This window comes from Streptomyces sp. NBC_01481 (assembly GCF_026339995.1).
GTDB lineage: Bacteria > Actinomycetota > Actinomycetes > Streptomycetales > Streptomycetaceae > Streptomyces.
The window spans coordinates 576,921-593,260 of record NZ_JAPEPT010000005.1; the positions used below are offsets into that span (position 1 = coordinate 576,921).

The 16,340-nt window shown below is 71.3% G+C and carries 10 protein-coding genes; 4 read left to right on the forward strand and 6 right to left on the reverse strand.

The features are described 5' to 3' along the window. The first annotated feature begins 100 nt into the window (after positions 1-100). Positions 101-1,114 (forward strand): MoxR family ATPase, encoded by a 1,014-nt coding sequence (locus OOK40_RS28735; RefSeq protein WP_266487299.1) that lies wholly within the window; start codon positions 101-103, stop codon positions 1,112-1,114. A 4-nt stretch (positions 1,115-1,118) separates the two neighbouring features. Next, on the forward strand, positions 1,119-4,415 hold the full coding sequence (locus OOK40_RS28740) for an SAV_2336 N-terminal domain-related protein (protein WP_266487301.1): 3,297 nt from the start codon (positions 1,119-1,121) through the stop codon (positions 4,413-4,415). A gap of 84 nt (positions 4,416-4,499) precedes the next feature. On the opposite strand, the gene OOK40_RS28745 is transcribed toward OOK40_RS28740, so the two are convergent. The 4 genes from OOK40_RS28745 to OOK40_RS28760 all read right to left on the reverse strand — a co-directional run bounded on the left by OOK40_RS28745 (position 4,500) and on the right by OOK40_RS28760 (position 11,284). Next, positions 4,500-8,354, reverse strand: coding sequence for a multifunctional oxoglutarate decarboxylase/oxoglutarate dehydrogenase thiamine pyrophosphate-binding subunit/dihydrolipoyllysine-residue succinyltransferase subunit (locus OOK40_RS28745; protein ID WP_266487302.1), 3,855 nt, complete (start codon positions 8,352-8,354; stop codon positions 4,500-4,502). 289 nt (positions 8,355-8,643) lie between these two features. Continuing rightward, the gene (locus OOK40_RS28750) at positions 8,644-9,768 is read right to left on the reverse strand and encodes a HAMP domain-containing sensor histidine kinase (protein WP_266487716.1); all 1,125 of its coding nucleotides are present in this window, start codon (positions 9,766-9,768) and stop codon (positions 8,644-8,646) included. A gap of 5 nt (positions 9,769-9,773) precedes the next feature. After that, positions 9,774-10,511 carry a response regulator transcription factor gene (locus OOK40_RS28755; RefSeq protein WP_266487303.1) on the reverse strand — a complete coding sequence of 246 codons (738 nt, stop codon included), beginning with the start codon at positions 10,509-10,511 and terminating at the stop codon, positions 9,774-9,776. Positions 10,512-10,603: 92 nt separating this feature from the next. Next, a complete protein-coding gene (locus tag OOK40_RS28760; protein ID WP_266487305.1) occupies positions 10,604-11,284 on the reverse strand; it encodes a spermidine synthase in 681 nt (226 codons plus the stop codon). Between the two features lie 291 nt (positions 11,285-11,575). On the opposite strand from OOK40_RS28760, the gene OOK40_RS28765 reads away from it, so the two are divergent. After that, entirely contained in the window at positions 11,576-12,400 is an 825-nt protein-coding gene (locus tag OOK40_RS28765; protein ID WP_266487306.1) for a rhomboid-like protein, read from the forward strand. Here OOK40_RS28765 and OOK40_RS28770 read toward each other — a convergent pair. Continuing rightward, positions 12,356-12,841, reverse strand: a complete 486-nt coding sequence (locus OOK40_RS28770; protein ID WP_266487307.1) for a protealysin inhibitor emfourin — start codon at positions 12,839-12,841, stop codon at positions 12,356-12,358. The two genes, OOK40_RS28765 and OOK40_RS28770, sit on opposite strands and share 45 nt — an antisense overlap. Before the next feature lie 191 nt (positions 12,842-13,032). Here OOK40_RS28770 and lon point away from each other — a divergent pair, with 191 nt between their 5' ends. After that, the gene (gene lon / locus OOK40_RS28775) at positions 13,033-15,438 is read left to right on the forward strand and encodes an endopeptidase La (RefSeq protein ID WP_266487308.1); all 2,406 of its coding nucleotides are present in this window, start codon (positions 13,033-13,035) and stop codon (positions 15,436-15,438) included. A 55-nt stretch (positions 15,439-15,493) separates the two neighbouring features. On the opposite strand, the gene OOK40_RS28780 is transcribed toward lon, so the two are convergent. After that, positions 15,494-16,189 (reverse strand): serine protease, encoded by a 696-nt coding sequence (locus OOK40_RS28780; RefSeq protein ID WP_266487309.1) that lies wholly within the window; start codon positions 16,187-16,189, stop codon positions 15,494-15,496. Between the last annotated feature and the right edge of the window lie 151 nt (positions 16,190-16,340).

Consider the following 16,340-nt stretch of genomic DNA (forward strand, 5'->3'; position numbering starts at 1 on the left):
GGGCGTCCCCCGGAAATTCCAGTATCAGCAGTCCGGGGGGTGGGTACATACCCCCCGTGGTCCGCCACGGGTCCCACCGGCCGCCTATGAGGAGCGAGCGATGGACGACTGGCTGATCTACCGAGGCGTCGGCGCACCGGATCCCGGCCGGATCCGCCACCTACCACCGCCGCCCCCGTGGCGTGCCTTTTCCGGGGTGCCGCTGCCCGACCCGGCGCCGCCGATCGACAGTTCGTCGACCCGGCGGCTCGGCGCGCGCGTGGGAGCCCCGCCCGCCCAGGACGCCGAGGCGCTCGAACTCATCAACGCCGCCCTGTACTTGAGGCGTCCGCTGCTGGTCACGGGTGAGCCCGGCTCCGGCAAGTCCACGCTCGCGCACTCGGTCGCGTACGAACTCGGGCTCGGCCGGGTCCTCCAGTGGCCCATCGTCAGCCGCACCGAGCTGAAGGACGGCCTGTACACCTACGACGCCATCGGCAGGCTCCAGGACGCACAGCTCGCCGGGCGCGGGGCCGAGCGGGGATCCGACGACATCGGCCGGTACATCAGGCTCGGGCCGCTGGGCACCGCGCTGCTGCCCGCCGAGCGGCCCCGGGTGCTGCTCATCGACGAGCTCGACAAGAGCGACATCGATCTGCCCAACGACCTGCTGAATGTGGTGGAGGAAGGGGAGTTCGCCCTTCCGGAGCTGGAGCGGATGGCCGACCGGCCGGGGCAAGACGAGGTGCGGGTGCTCACCGACGACGGCCGCCGGGTGCCCGTCAGGGACGGCAGGGTGCGCTGTCACGCCTTCCCCTTCGTCGTGATGACCAGCAACGGCGAGCGCGACTTCCCCGCGCCGCTGTTGCGCCGCTGTATCCATCTGCACCTGGACCCGCCGCGCGACGAGCGGCTCGCCGCGATGGTGCAGGCCCACTTCGGTGCCGGGGCGGACGAGCTGAACCTCGACCTGATCGGGCAGTTCACCCGGGAGGACGGCGACGGTGAGCTGCGGCCCACCGACCAGCTGCTCAACGCCATCTACCTCACACAGCAGGCGGTACGGGCGGAATCGGGGCGGCGTGAGGAGATCGCCGAGCTGCTGATCCGTCCCCTCGACACCCGGCAGCGGTGACCGAATGAACGCGGCTGTTCCGCCTCCCGCTCCCGTTCCGCCTGCCCTTCCGCCTCCCGCGGCGCTGACCGCGCTGGTCGCCCGGCTGCGCGAGGCGGAACTGAAGCCGACGGCCGAGGAGTTGGCGGACGCGCTGTGGCTGTCCCGGCATGTGCCGCCCGCCCCGTCCAGGCCGCGGGGCGCGATATCCGAGGGCGAGTCCGGGACACGGCCGGTGGACCGTCCGCCGGTGGAGGCGGCGCAGCCGCCCGCACCCTCCCCGTTCCGGGCGGGACCGCCGCCGGGCCCCCGCATCGACCTGTACGGCCCGGCGCAGACGGAGGGCGTACCAACAGGCGTATCGCCCGCCGGTATGCGCAGGGTTCCGGTGCCGGCCGCCGCCGCGCTGCCCGACGCCCCGGCACTCCAGCGCGCGCTGCGGCCCCTGCAGCGCTACCGCCCGCCCATGCGCCCGGTCCGCCGCGATCTCGACGAGGTCGCAACGGCCGACCGCGCCGCCGACACCGGCCTCGTGGTGCCGGTGCTGCGCACGGCCCGGCGGCGGGAGGCGCGCCTCGCCCTCGTGATGGACGTCTCCTCGTCGAACGTCGTGTGGGAGAGGGCACTCGAGGAACTGCGGCAGGTCTGCGAACGCGCCGGGGCGTTCCGCGAAGTCGCCGTCCACCGCCTGCGCGAGGACGCGCCCACGCCCGCCCAGCTCGGCGACCCGACCGGCCGCCAGCTGACCCTGGTCCTCAGCGACTGCGCCGGTCCCATGTGGCGCAGCGGCCGGATGCAGCGGCTGCTGTACACCTGGGCGTCGACCGCGCCGGTCGCGGTGGTACAGCCGCTGCCGCAGCGGATGTGGGGGCGTACGCACCTGCCCGCGCGGCCAGGGCTGCTGCGACGGCGCGAAGGACCTGCGGGACGGCTGGAGTTCACCCCGAAACAGCCCGGACCGGCGGACCTCGACCGGGGCATACCGGTGCCGGTGCTCGCACTGCGCCGCTCCTCGTTCGACGCCTGGTCCAGGCTGGTGGCGGGCGCGACCGGTCAGTCGCTCGACGCCGCCGCCGCGCTGGTGCGCGCCCGCCACGGACCCGCCGCGATCCGGTCCCGCACCGCCCGGCACATCGAACCCGCCCAGCGCGTCCGGGCCTTCCGCAGGAACGCCTCGCCCGCGGCCGCCCAGCTCGCCGTCTATCTGTCGGCGGTCCCGCTGGTGCTGCCCGTGATGCAGCTCGTCCAGCGCGCCATGCTCGTCCGCGGCGGCCCCGATGTGCTCGCGGAAGTGCTGCTCAGCGGCCTGCTGCGGCGGGACGAGGACGGGCCGGCCGAGCAGGAGGGCGGGCCCGCGTACGTCTTTCTGGACGGGGTCCGCGAGGAGCTGCTCGGCCAACTGGGTGCGAGCAGCGCGGCGTTGGTGCTCAAGCACTGCTCCGAGTACGTCGAGAACCGCTACGGGCGCACGGTGCGCAACTTCCCGGCCATGGCCGCCGCCTTCCTCGCCGGTTCGGTGGACCCGCGCCCGGCCGCGCCCGGCGGCCCCGGCAGCCGCAGCCAGTGGGCCTTCGCCCAGGTGTCCGCGCAGGTGCTGCGGCGGCTCGGCGTCCCCGAACCCGCCGCGCCCCCCGGCGGCCTGCCCAAGGACGGCCCGGCGGGTCTGCGGGCGCAGGCCCGCGCCTGTCTCGCGCACTTCGGCGAGTACGGCACCGTACGCGACCTCGACGAGGCGATCAGGCTGCTCGGCTCGGCCACCCAGGCCGAACGGCGCACCGCCGAACGGGCCGTGCTCTACGGGGAGCTGGCCGATGCCCTGCTGCGGCGCTGGCTGGTGCGGCCGCTGCCCGAGGACCTGCGCGAGGCCCTGGACGCCGCCCAGAACGCGCTCACCGGCACGCCGCAGGCGTATCTGACGCTGGCGCAGGTGCTCGAAGCGATGGCCGACGAGGTGGAGTCGGGCCGGCTGAGCACCCTGCTGATGCCGGAGTGGGTACGGCTGCAGGCGGCGGCCGGAGCCGACGATGTGCGGCTGGTGGCATCGGTCCTGCTGTCGACCGCGGATGCCGGGCTTGCCGAACTGACCGACAGCCGACCCCGGTTCGACGACGTCCCCGGACTCAGGGAGGCAGCGGCGGCCGCCAGGATCCGGGTACTGCGGCGGCTCGCCGTGACCGGCGCCCCGTACGGACTGCGCGGCCCGGTCCGGCCCGAGGACTGGTTCACCCAGACCACACAGACCGCGCTGGACGTCGTACAACTGCTGCTGGACGACGAGCGCCCCGAGTCCGCGCTGCTCGTCGAGGGCGGGCTGCTGCTGGAGCTGGCCCGGCACTACCGAGGCGAGGGCCCCATCGCCAGGGCCGCCGACGAGCAGGACCGGATCGCCTCCCGTGCCTACGCCGAGCGCGCCGACGAGGACCTGCACGCGGGCATCGACGGACTCGACTGGGAAGCGGTCCCCGAGACGCAGCTCTGCCGCGCCTGGCTGGACTACGCCGACGCCATCGAATTCGCCCACGAGACCCCGGACGACGACGACAGGCTGCGCATCCTTCAGGCCCTGGACCAGGCACGCCAGCATGTCGGCAAGGACGAGGACGCCCTGGCCGACATCCTGCTGCGGATGGCCCGCGTCCTGGAGCAGCGGTACGCGTCGACGGGAGGCTGGGCGCACCGCGACTCGGCGATCGCGGCCTGGACCGAGGCGGTGCCGCTGCTGCCGTGGAACGACCCGGGCCGTGCCGTGGTCCTGACCTCGCTCGGCAGGCAGCTGACCGAGCGCGGTGTGGACAAGGACGCGTCGGCCGACATCCACGCGGCCGTACGGGCACTGCGCGGCGCGATCGAGCAGACGCCGGCGGCCGATCCGGAACTCCCGCGCCGCCGTGCCCTGCTGGGCCACGCCTACATCGAACGCTTCCGTGCCGACGAGACCGTCGCCGACCTGCACGAGGCGGACTGGGCTCTGGGAGCCACGGCCCGGGCGGCAGGCGATCCCGAACTGGCCGCGTACGCCTGGTGGTACCGCGCCCTCGCCTCGGCCCTGCTCGCCCAGCGCACCGCCTCGCACCCCAAGCTCCTGGACGCCGCTGCCCACTACCGCCGCGCCGCGGCGCAGCCGGGCGCGGGCGAGCTGCTGGAGCGGGCGACGGCCGCCCAGTGGATGCGGGCGACCCGCCTGGAACGGACGGCGGGTCCCGGGCGAGCCCTGGAGGAACACCGGGCAGTGCTGTCCCTGCTGTCGGCCGCGGGCGCCTCGCGCACGCAGACCGCGAGTCTCGTCCGGCAGGAGATCGACCGGCTGGAAGCCGGCCCCTGACAGCCCGGAGGGCCCTGTCCCGCGCGGTGTGCGCGGGACAGGGCCCTCCGGTTCGTACGGGTCGGCAGTCGGTCGGGCGGCCGGTCAGGCCTCGAAGACCTCGTTGAGCAGCTGCTGCTGCTCGGCCTGGTGACGCTTGGCCGAACCGACCGCCGGGGACGAGCCGTGCGGACGCGAGATACGGCGCAGGCGTTCGCCGTGCGGAATGTCCGCGCCGACCGCCAGGTCGAGGTGGTCGATCAGGTTCAGCGCGATGAACGGCCACGCACCCTGGTTCGCCGGCTCCTCCTGGGCCCACAGGTACTTCTCGGCGTTCGGGAACTTGGCGATCTCCGCCTGGAGCTCGGCACCCGGCAGCGGGTAAAGCCGCTCGAGACGGATGATCGCGGTGTCCGTGTTGCCGCGCTTGACCCGCTCGGCCTCCAGGTCGTAGTAGACCTTGCCGGTGCAGAAGACGACCTTGCGGACCGCGTTCGGGTCCACCGTGTCATCGCCGATCACCGGGCGGAAGCCGCCGTTGATGAACTCCTCCGCCTTCGACGCCGCGGCCTTCAGACGCAGCATCGACTTCGGGGTGAAGACGATCAGCGGCTTGTGGTGCGGGTTGTGGACCTGCCAGCGCAGCAGGTGGAAGTAGTTCGACGGCAGGGTCGGCATGGCGACCGTCATGTTGTTCTGCGCGCACATCTGCAGGAAGCGCTCAGGACGGGCGGAGCTGTGGTCCGGGCCCTGGCCCTCGTAGCCGTGCGGCAGCAGCAGCGTGACGCCGGAGGTCTGGCCCCACTTCTGCTCGGCCGAGGAGATGAACTCGTCCACGACGGTCTGCGCGCCGTTGACGAAGTCACCGAACTGGGCCTCCCACATGACCAGTGCGTCCGGGCGGGCCAGCGAGTAGCCGTACTCGAAGCCCATCGCCGCGTACTCGCTGAGCAGCGAGTCGTAGACGTTGTAGCGGGCCTGGTCCTCGGAGAGGTACAGCAGCGGGGTGTAGTCCTCGCCGGTCTCCTGGTCCACCAGCACCGCGTGGCGCTGGCCGAACGTGCCACGGCGGGTGTCCTGGCCGGACAGCCGGACCGTGGTGCCCTCCATCAGCAGCGAGCCGATGGCGAGCGTCTCGCCCATGCCCCAGTCGATCGTGCCGTCCTCGACCGAGGCCGCACGGCGCTGCATCTGCGGCATCAGACGCGGGTGGACGGTGATCCGGTCGGGGATGTTGACCTGGGACTCGGCGATCCGCTTCACGATCTCCTGGGAGACCGCGGTGGTGACAGCCACCGGGAACTCGGCCTGCGCGTCCGGGACATGCGCCGGGGTCGGCTGGCTGGTGGCCTCGCGGACCTCCGCGAAGACCTTCTCCAGCTGGCCCTGGAAGTCCTGGAGCGCCTGCTCTGCCTCTTCGAGCGTGATGTCGCCGCGACCGATGAGCGACTCGGTGTAGAGCTTGCGCACCGAGCGCTTCTTGTCGATCAGGTTGTACATCTGCGGGTTGGTGAACTGCGGGTTGTCGCCCTCGTTGTGACCGCGGCGGCGGTAGCAGATGAGGTCGATCACGACGTCCTTGTTGAACGTCTGGCGGAACTCGAAGGCGAGCCGCGCCACGCGGACCACGGCCTCCGGGTCGTCGCCGTTCACATGGAAGATCGGCGCCTCGATCATGCGGGCCACGTCGGTCGCGTACATGGACGAACGCGAGGACTCCGGGGCGGCGGTGAAGCCGACCTGGTTGTTGATGACGATGTGGACCGTGCCGCCGGTGCGGTAGCCGCGCAGCTGCGACATGTTCAGGGTCTCGGCGACGACACCCTGGCCGGCGAAGGCCGCGTCACCGTGCAGGGCGACGGGCAGGACCGTGAAGTCCGTGCCGCCCTTGTTGATGACGTCCTGCTTGGCGCGGGCGACACCCTCGAGAACCGGGTCGACCGCCTCCAGGTGCGAGGGGTTGGCGACCAGCGAGACCTTGATCTGCTCGCCGTCGAGACCGGTGAAGGTGCCCTCGGCGCCCAGGTGGTACTTCACGTCGCCGGAGCCGTGCATCGACTTCGGGTCGAGGTTGCCCTCGAACTCCCGGAAGATCTGCGCGTACGACTTGCCGACGATGTTCGCGAGGACGTTCAGGCGGCCGCGGTGGGCCATGCCGATGACGACCTCGTCCAGCCGCGACTCGGCGGCCGAGTCGATGACCGCGTCGAGCAGCGGAATGACGGACTCGCCGCCCTCCAGCGAGAACCGCTTCTGGCCGACGTACTTGGTCTGCAGGAAGGTCTCGAAGGCCTCGGCGGCGTTCAGACGGCGCAGGATCCGCAGCTGCTCCTCGCGCTCGGGCTTGGTGTGCCCGCGCTCGACCCGGTCCTGGATCCACTTGCGCTGCTTCGGGTCCTGGATGTGCATGAACTCGATGCCGGTGGTGCGGCAGTACGAGTCGCGCAGCACGCCCAGCACGTCGCGCAGCTTCATCAGGGACTTTCCGGAGAAGCCGCCGACGGCGAACTCGCGCTCCAGGTCCCACAGCGTGAGGCCGTGCTCGGTGATGTCCAGGTCGGGGTGCTTGCGCTGGCGGTACTCCAGCGGGTCGGTGTCGGCCATGACATGGCCGCGGACCCGGTAGGAGTGGATCAGCTCGAAGACGCGCGCCGCCTTGGTGACGTCGTCGTCGTGGCTGGCGTCGATGTCCTTGAGCCAGCGGACCGGCTCGTAGGGGATGCGCAGCGCCTCGAAGATGTCGTCGTAGAAGCCGTCCTCGCCGAGGAGGAGATTGGCGACGATCCGCAGGAACTCGCCGGAGGCGGCGCCCTGGATGACCCGGTGGTCGTACGTGCTGGTGAGGGTCATCACCTTGGCGATGCCCAGCTTGTTCAGGGTGTCCTGGGAGGTGCCCTGGAACTCCGCCGGGTAGTCCATCGAGCCGACGCCCATGATGACCGACTGTCCGGGCATCAGACGCGGCACGGAGTGGACGGTGCCGAGCCCGCCGGGGTTGGTCAGCGAGACGGTGACGCCGGTGAAGTCGTCCATCGTCAGCTTGTTGTTGCGGGCGCGCCGGACGATGTCCTCGTAGGCCTGCCAGAACTCGAAGAAGTTCAGCGTCTCGGCCTGCTTGATGCCCGCGACGACCAGCTGGCGGTCGCCGTTGGGCTTCACCAGGTCGATGGCCAGGCCGAAGTTGACGTGCTCCGGCTTGACGAGGGTCGGCTTGCCGTCCTTCTCCGCGAACGACCAGTTCATCGACGGCATGGCCTTGATGGCCTGCACCATGGCGTACCCGATGAGGTGCGTGAAGGAGACCTTCCCGCCGCGGGCGCGCTTGAGGTGGTTGTTGATGACGATGCGGTTGTCGAAGAGCAGCTTCACCGGAACGGCGCGCACGGACGTGGCCGTGGGCACTTCCAGCGAGGCGTTCATGTTCTTCGCGACGGCGGCGGCGGGGCCGCGCAGGGGCACGTAGTCGGGGCCTGCCGGAGCGGGCTCGGCCGCCTTGTCGGCAGCGGCCGCCGGCTTGGGGGCGGCGGGAGCCGCGGCGGGCTTCGCCGCAGCGGGGGCGGCAGGGGCCTGAGCCGCGGGCTGCGCCGGTGCGGCGGGCGCGGCCTGCGCCGGTGCGGCTACGGGCTTCGGGGCCTCCGGGGCGGGGGCCGCAGCCGGGACCGCTGCGGTGGCACCCGTAGCCCCCGCGGCTACGGCGCCGGACTGCGCGGCGGCCGGGGCATCCGCGGCAGGAGCCCCGTCGACCGGCTTCGCCCCTGCGGCGGCAGCACCCGCGCCGCCCGGCTTGTAGTCGGCGAAGAAGTCCCACCAGGCACGGTCGACCGAATTCGGGTCCTGGAGGTACTGCTGGTAGATCTCGTCGACGAGCCACTCATTGGGGCCGAACGCGGCGGCAGGGTTCTTACCCTGCCCGCCTTGGTCGGTCGAGATGCTCGAGTTACTGGGGGACTGAGACGACACGGCGGCAACCGCCCTCTTCCGCTTCACAAGGTGATGGACAGCGGAAATAAAGGCTACGCCTCCCTGGCCGAGAGGTGCAGGCCGGGCGGGTCATCGTCGCGCAAGTCACACCGATCGGCGGGTTTCGGGGCAAGGAATGGCGGGAAACAAGCTCGGTTCCGTTTTTCGCGGGTACGACTCACCGCGGCTGCGACCCACTGCCTCGCACCCAGGAGGGCGTACTGGCCGCATTTCGGCCGCGCTCTCACCACGTACACGCAGAATGCGCGCTTCCGGTTCGAACCCTACGTCAACCGCGTGCCGAGGGGATCCCCGGAAGGGTCACGAGAATGCGGCAGCCACGGGACGATTCGGCCACCCCGATGCGTCCGCCGTGCAGATCGACGGCCCAGCGCGCGATCGCGAGGCCCAGGCCCGTACCGCCGTCGCTGCCCTTGCCGTGCGGGGCGGTGACAGTGCCCCGGTTGAACCGCTCGAAGACCCGGTGGCGCTCCTGCTCCGGGATGCCGGGACCCTCGTCGACCACTTCCAGGTCGAGGGACTCCGGCAGCGGGCCGCGCCGGGCCCGTACGGTCACACGGCCGTGCGGCGGCGAGTGCTTGACCGCGTTGTCGATCAGATTGGCCACCACCTGGTGGAGCCGCTCCGCGTCCGCGTGCGCGGTCAGCTCCGGCGGCGACACATCCAGGTGCAGATGGACGTCGGTACGGGTGTGGTGGCCGGACCCCGAGGTCAGACCGCGCTGGGCAGCGGCCAGATTGGCCTCCTTCAGCACCCCGGACAGGTAGGGCCACACCTCGAAACGGCGGGCCCGCAGCGGTACGACGCCGTTGTCGAGCCGGGACAGATCCAGCAGCGTCTCGACCAGACGGCCCAGGCGCTCCGTCTGCTTCAGTGCCGTGCGCATCGTCTCCGGGTCGGCGGCCGAGACCCCGTCGACGACGTTCTCCAGCACGGCGCGCAGCGCGGCGATCGGGGTGCGCAGCTCGTGCGAGACGTTGGCCACCAGCTCCTTGCGGTGCTGGTCCACGGCCTCCAGGTCGTCCGCCATGCGATTGATCGTGGACGCGAGGTCGCCGAGCTCGTCGCGGCGGTCCGCGCCGCGCACGCGGCGGGTGTAGTCACCGTGCGATATGCCCTTGGCCACGGTGTTCATCTCGTCCAGCGGGGCGGTCAGGCCGTGCGCCACGAACTGGGTGATCAGCAGCGTGGCGATCACCGAGAAGACGGTGATGAAGCGCAGCTCGGTCTCGGTGCGCAGGGCGACCAGCAGCAGGCCGGTGGTGATGAAGACCGAGACGACGACGAGCGTGCCCAGCTTGGTCTTGATCGAGATCGAGATGGAGACCGAACGCAGCCAGTTCCGCCAGCCCTGGCGAGCGGGCAGCCCGTCCCAGGGCCGCCGCCGTCTCATGGCGCTCATGGCGCCGGCGTCTCCAGCGCGTAGCCGACGCCGTGGACCGTGCGGATGCGCTCGGCGCCGATCTTGCGGCGCAGGGCCTTGATGTGGCTGTCGACGGTCCGGGTGCCGGACGCGTCGGCCCAGTCCCACACCTCGGCGAGCAGCTGCTCGCGGGAGAGGACGGCGCGGGGGGTGTTCGCCAGGCAGACCAGCAGGTCGAACTCGGTCGGCGTGAGATGCACGTCCTCGCTGCGCACCCGGACCCGGCGCTGGGCGTGGTCGATCTCCAGCTCGCCGAGGCGCAGGATGCCGCTGCGCGGAGTCACGGCGGCGAGTGCGGCGCGCTCGACGCGGCGCAGCAGCACATGCACGCGTGCCGCGAGCTCCCGCATCGAGAACGGCTTGGTCATGTAGTCGTCGGCGCCGACACCGAGGCCGACGAGCATGTCCGTCTCGTCGTCGCGCGCCGTGAGCATCAGCACGGGGACCGGGCGCTGGGCCTGGACCCGGCGGCAGACCTCCAGGCCGTCGAAGCCCGGCAGCATCACGTCGAGCACCATCAGGTCGGGCTGCCAGGCCTCGGCCGCGTCGACGGCGGCCGGCCCGTCCACGGCCGTCTGGACGAGGAAGCCCTCGGCCCGCAGACGGGCGGCGATGGCATCGACGATCGTCGAGTCGTCCTCGACGACCAGCACGCGGCGCTGGGCGCCGGGTGTGGCCGCGACGCCGTTGTGCGTGGTGTGTGTCTGCTCCATGGCCCCGCCCCTGTACGCGTTCTCGCGAGCTGCATGCCGGTGTAGATCCCCGTGTGTAGGTCAGCAGCGTAAGGGCATTGAAGGCATCCCGGCTACGCAGGGCGAACAGCGAGATGGACCACGTCGGGTACTCCCCGGGCAACCCGGATCTCTTCGGTTCTTACCCCGGTGAATCCGGCATTCCGCAACGCGTCCTCAAATGCGGGGGAGGGCTTGGCGGACCAGACGGCGAGCACGCCGCCGGGCTCCAACCGCCCCTGGCAGGCGGCGAGTCCGGCCGGTGAGTAGAGACTTCCGTTGTCGTCCGTGACGGTCCAGTCCGGCCCATTGTCGATGTCCAGACAAAGTGCGTCGTAGCGGTCCGTGGTCGTGCCCAAATGGGTGACGAGGTCCGTGTGAAGGATCACGCTGCGGGGGTCGGCGAGCGCGTCGCCGGAGATCCGTGCGAGCGGTCCCGAACGGTGCCAGTCGATGATCGCCTGCTCGCGCTCGACGACGGCGATACGCCGCCAGTGGGGGTTGGCCGCGGCGCGCGCCAGGGAGAAGCCGACGCCGAGTCCGCCGATGAGGAGGGTGGGAGCGGTACGGCCTGTGGCCAGCGCGTCGTAGGCGGCGTCGACGAGAAGACGCTCGGAGCGGCCGTCGGAGGTGTCCATGAGGAAGCACCCGTTGGCGATGATCTCGTGGTGCCCGCCGCGCTGCCTCAGGACGACCTCCCCGTGGGGCCCCTCACGGCGGTCGAGGGTGACGGGTGCGTCGGCATGAAGCGGCATGGCGGTGACCTCCTGGCGACGGTGCGGACGCGTACAGGTGGCCATGGTGCAGGGATGGGGCGAGCGGGACAAATGGTTTCGGCCGGTGCGGCTCCGGCGGTGCCATAGTCGCTTCCCGGTCGGTTCACAGCTGATCCACAGTGGACTCACAGCTGGTTGGCGCAGTGTGGCGTGCACACGACGTCCGAGGTGGCGTGAAGGTTGCCTCGTGTGGCGCAGGTCATAGACGGGGGTCATGGTGATCGCGTTGGGTGGGGGTTCGTTCGGGCTTGAACGAGAGGGGCCTCACGCGTGGACCAGCTTTCAACGCGCGACCCGGCGACGGGCCAGGAGCTGCTGGGCGGCATCCCGGCCCAGCGCACGGTGATGCGGGCGGCGGCACCCGCACTCGCGCCCCCGCCGGCCCCGACGCCCGCGCCCGCCCCCGGTCTGCCACGGCCCCTGTGGCGCCGCGCGCTGCGGCTGCTGCCCACGCCGACCGGCACGCCGTTCACCTTCGGCTACGCGCTCGTCCTGATCGCCACCTCGCTCTTCGTGGAGTACGGCGACCCGGCAACCGTCTCCCTGCTGCTCCATGGATCCAGTACCGATGTCGCCCATTTGGCCCACACTCCGCTCCTTGTTCTGGGAGCGAGCGCCCTCTGGGTCGCGGGGGGCCTGGCGTCCCCGTACGCCGTCGCTTTCCTTTTCACCCTCACCGCGCTGGAGCGCCGCATCGGCGGCCGGCGCACCGCGGGGGTGTTCCTGCTGGGCCATGTCGGGGCGACCCTGGCCACCGAGATACCCGTGGCGGTCTCCGTCATGGCCGGGCATCTGCCCGCCACGTCGCTGCACCGCCTCGACTACGGCATCAGCTTCGGCCTGATGGCGAGCATCGGCGCCCTCGCCGGACTGCTCGGCCCCATCCAGCGCGGGACGCTGCTCGGCTTCGTCGTCCTGATGCAGGTCCAGGACCTGCTGGCCTTCGCGGACCCGCTCACCAACTGGGGCCACCCGCTCGCGCTGCTGGCCGGTATCGCCTGCTGGCCCGCCGTACGCCGATGGTCGCGGGGGAGTGCGCGGGTGCGCCGGTCAGTCGTCGGGGAGCGCGGCGAATACGTCCCGCAGGGCGGGTAGCCGCGTCGTCTCGTCCGTGGTGACGGTATGGCCGGCGTACGTGATCCGGTAGGTGAACCCGTCCGCGACGGGACTGCCGGTGGCCTCGCTGGGAAGCCGCGCGAAGTCCGCCTTGTCCAGAGCCCGCCGCAGTTCTGCCAGCTCGGCGGGCGTCATCCTGCCGGAGCCCTTGGGGCCGGTCTTCGTGGACGTGGTGTAGGTGCCGTCGTCCCGGACGAGAAGGTCATTGCGTACGCCGGCGATGCCACCGGTGACGGTCACGTGGACGAGCGGCCGCGCGGCGGCGGGTGTCGTGGGGGCGGGCGTCGTGGGAGCAGAGGGCTCCGCGCGGGTTGAATCAGCGCCCCCGTCCCCGCCCTCGCCCGACGCGCACCCCGCCGCCAGCAGGACACCCAGCAGCATTCCCGCCGCCCCGCACCGGCCCTGCCTCGTTCCTCGCACGCGCCCACCTGCCGTCCGTATCGCACGAGCACATGTCATCGGCCTGTCGCTGCAGTGTGGCCGATCAGTCGGCTGGCCCCTGGGAAATTGCGCCATGCCTGATCGCTCAGAGCGAACGCCCCCGGGGGAACAACTCCGCGGCTTCATGCATTGAGTCCATACAGCTCAACTTGACTGCCTAAGGGGAGATCATGGCTTCGACGTCCACACCGCTCACCCTGCCCGTGCTGCCGCTCGACGACGAGGTCGTGCTGCCCGGAATGGTGGTGCCGCTCGACCTGTCCGACAACGATGTACGAGCCGCGGTGGAGGCCGCTCAGGCCGCCGCGCGTTCCAGTGGTGCAAGCAAGCCGACCGTGTTGCTTGTTCCACGCGTCGACGGGACGTACACAGCGACCGGCGTGCTCGGGACCGTCGAGCAGGTCGGCCGGCTCTCGGACGGCGACCCCGGCGCGCTCATCCGCGGCCGCGGCCGGGTGAAGATCGGCGCGGGGACCACGGGACCGGGCGCCGCGCTCTGGGTCGAGGGCTCGCGCGTCGAGGAGACCCTGCCCGACCCGCTGCCCGGCTCGGTCACCGAGCTGGTCAAGGAGTACAAGGCACTTGCCACCGACTGGCTGAAGAAGCGCGGCGCCTGGCAGGTCGTCGACCGCGTCCAGCAGATCGACGACGTCTCGCAGCTCGCCGACAACTCCGGCTACTCACCCTTCCTGACCACCGCCCAGAAGATCGAACTCCTGGAGACCGCCGAGCCGGTGGCCCGCCTCAAGCTCGCCACCCAGCAGCTGCGCGAGCACCTCGCCGAGCAGGACGTCGCCGAGTCGATCGCCAAGGACGTCCAGGAAGGCGTCGACAAGCAGCAGCGCGAGTTCCTGCTCCGCCGCCAGCTCGAAGCCGTACGCAAGGAGTTGCGCGAGCTCAACGGTGAGGACGGCGAGGACGAGTCCGACGACTACCGGGCCCGTGTCGAGGCCGCCGACCTCCCCGAGAAGGTGCGCGATGCCGCCCTCAAGGAGGTCGAGAAGCTGGAGCGTTCCAGTGACCAGAGCCCCGAGGGTTCCTGGATCCGCACCTGGCTCGACACCGTCCTCGAACTGCCCTGGAACGAAAGAACCGAGGACGAGTACGACATCCAGGGCGCCAAGACGATCCTGGACGCCGAGCACTCGGGTCTGCAGGACGTGAAGGAACGGATCACCGAGTACCTGGCGGTGCGCAAGCGGCGCGCCGACCGGGGGCTGGGCGTGGTCGGCGGGCGGCGCGGGGGCGCGGTTCTGGCGCTCGTCGGCCCGCCCGGCGTGGGAAAGACCTCCCTCGGCGAGTCCGTGGCGCATGCCATGGGACGCAAGTTCGTACGGGTCGCGCTCGGCGGCGTACGGGACGAGGCGGAGATCCGCGGCCACCGGCGCACCTACGTCGGCGCCCTGCCCGGCCGGATCGTCCGGGCGATCAAGGAGGCCGGTTCGATGAACCCGGTCGTCCTCCTCGACGAGATCGACAAGGTCGGCTCGGACTTCCGCGGCGACCCCGCGGCCGCCCTGCTCGAAGTCCTGGACCCGGCGCAGAACCACACCTTCCGCGACCACTACCTGGAGGTCGAACTCGACCTGAGCGATGTCGTCTTCCTGGCCACGGCCAATGTGCGGGAGGCGATCCCCGAGGCCCTGCTCGACCGGATGGAGCTGGTCAGGCTCGACGGCTACACCGAGGACGAGAAGGTCGTCATCGCCCGGGACCACCTGCTGCCGCGCCAGCTGGAGCGGGCGGGCCTGGAGCCCGGCGAGGTGATCATCGAGGAGTCGGCGCTGCGCAAGCTCGCGGGCGAGTACACCCGTGAGGCGGGCGTACGGAACCTGGAGCGTTCGGTTGCCCGGCTGCTGCGCAAGGTGGCGGCCCAGCACGAACTGGGCGACCAGGAGCTGCCGTTCACGATCGGCGCCGAGCAGCTGCGCGGCCTGATCGGGCGGCCGCACCATGTGCCCGAGTCCGCGCAGGACCCGGCCGAGCGCCGTACGGCCGTGCCGGGCGTGGCCACCGGCCTCGCCGTCACCGGCGCGGGCGGCGACGTCCTGTTCGTCGAGGCCTCTCTCGCCGACCCGGAGACGGGCGCGGCGGGGCTGACGCTGACCGGACAGCTCGGCGACGTGATGAAGGAGTCCGCGCAGATTGCGCTGAGCTTCCTGCGCTCGCACGGCGCGGAGCTGGAGCTTCCGGTCGCCGACCTCAAGGACCGGGGCATGCACATCCACTTCCCGGCGGGCGCGGTCCCCAAGGACGGCCCGAGCGCGGGCATCACGATGACGACGGCGCTCGCGTCGCTGCTGTCCGGCCGCCTGGTGCGTACGGATGTGGCGATGACGGGTGAGGTGTCGCTGACCGGGCGGGTCCTGCCGATCGGCGGTCTGAAGCAGAAGCTGCTCGCCGCCCATCGGGCCGGCATCACGACGGTCGTGATCCCCAAGCGGAACGAGGCGGACCTGGACGACGTCCCGGCGGAGGTCCTCGAGAAGCTGGATGTGCACCCGGTCACGGATGTGCTCCAGGTGCTGGAGATCGCGCTCTCACCGGCGGATGTGCCGGTGGAGGCCGCGGCCTGAGCACGATCGACGAGCCCCGGATGGAAGGCTGACGGCCTCCACCCGGGGCTCTGCGCTACTGCTTCGCGGCCTTGTCGTACAGCTTGCGAGCGTTCGCGTTGAAGCGCACCGCCGTCGACACACTGTCCGTGTCGCCGCCGCTGGTCACCCCGATGAGGCGGCCCGGATGCTTCGGGTCCCGGTAGCCCGCGAGCCAGGGACCGCCGCTCGTGCCGTCCCAGAAACCGGAGCAGTCCATCCGTACGGATCCGGCCAGTTCGGGATCCGGCTCGGTGTCGGTGGTGCAGGCGATCGGGCGGTTGTCCGGATTGTGGTCGGGGTTGGGGTAGCCGACGACCGTGACCCGGCGGGCCGGCACCGCCGTCCAGTCGACGGGCGTCCCGCCCACGACGTTCTGGACATTGCGGCCCTTGGCGTCCGGCTCCAGCGTCAGGAAGGCGTAGTCCACGGTGTCGGAGTCCTCGGCGTCGGCGCGCCAGCGGGCGTCCACCTGGATGGCGCGGACCTTCCACCGTCCGTACGGCGCCTTGCCCGCACCCGGGCCGCTGAAGCTGGGGGCGAAGGTGACGTTCTCCATATAGCTGCCGTACTCGAAGACACAGTGCGCGGCGGTGGCGATGACATTGCCCTTGGGGCTGTCGACGACGCTCGCGGAACAGAAATGCTGGCCGTCCTTGTCGAGCAGTACGCCGGCCGACGACAGGCCCGCGAAAGCAGTCGCCGAGGACTGTGGCGCGGGCGGTGGCGGCAAGGGGGACTCGTCCCCCGCGTCGGGCGCGGCCGAAACCGGACCGCCGCACGCCGTCGTGGCGGCGAGCAGGGCTATAGCGGGCCACCTCAGCAGCCTCTTCGGGCGAAGCCCCGGAGCGATCCACTTCATCCGGCCATCTTGCCTGTTTGCG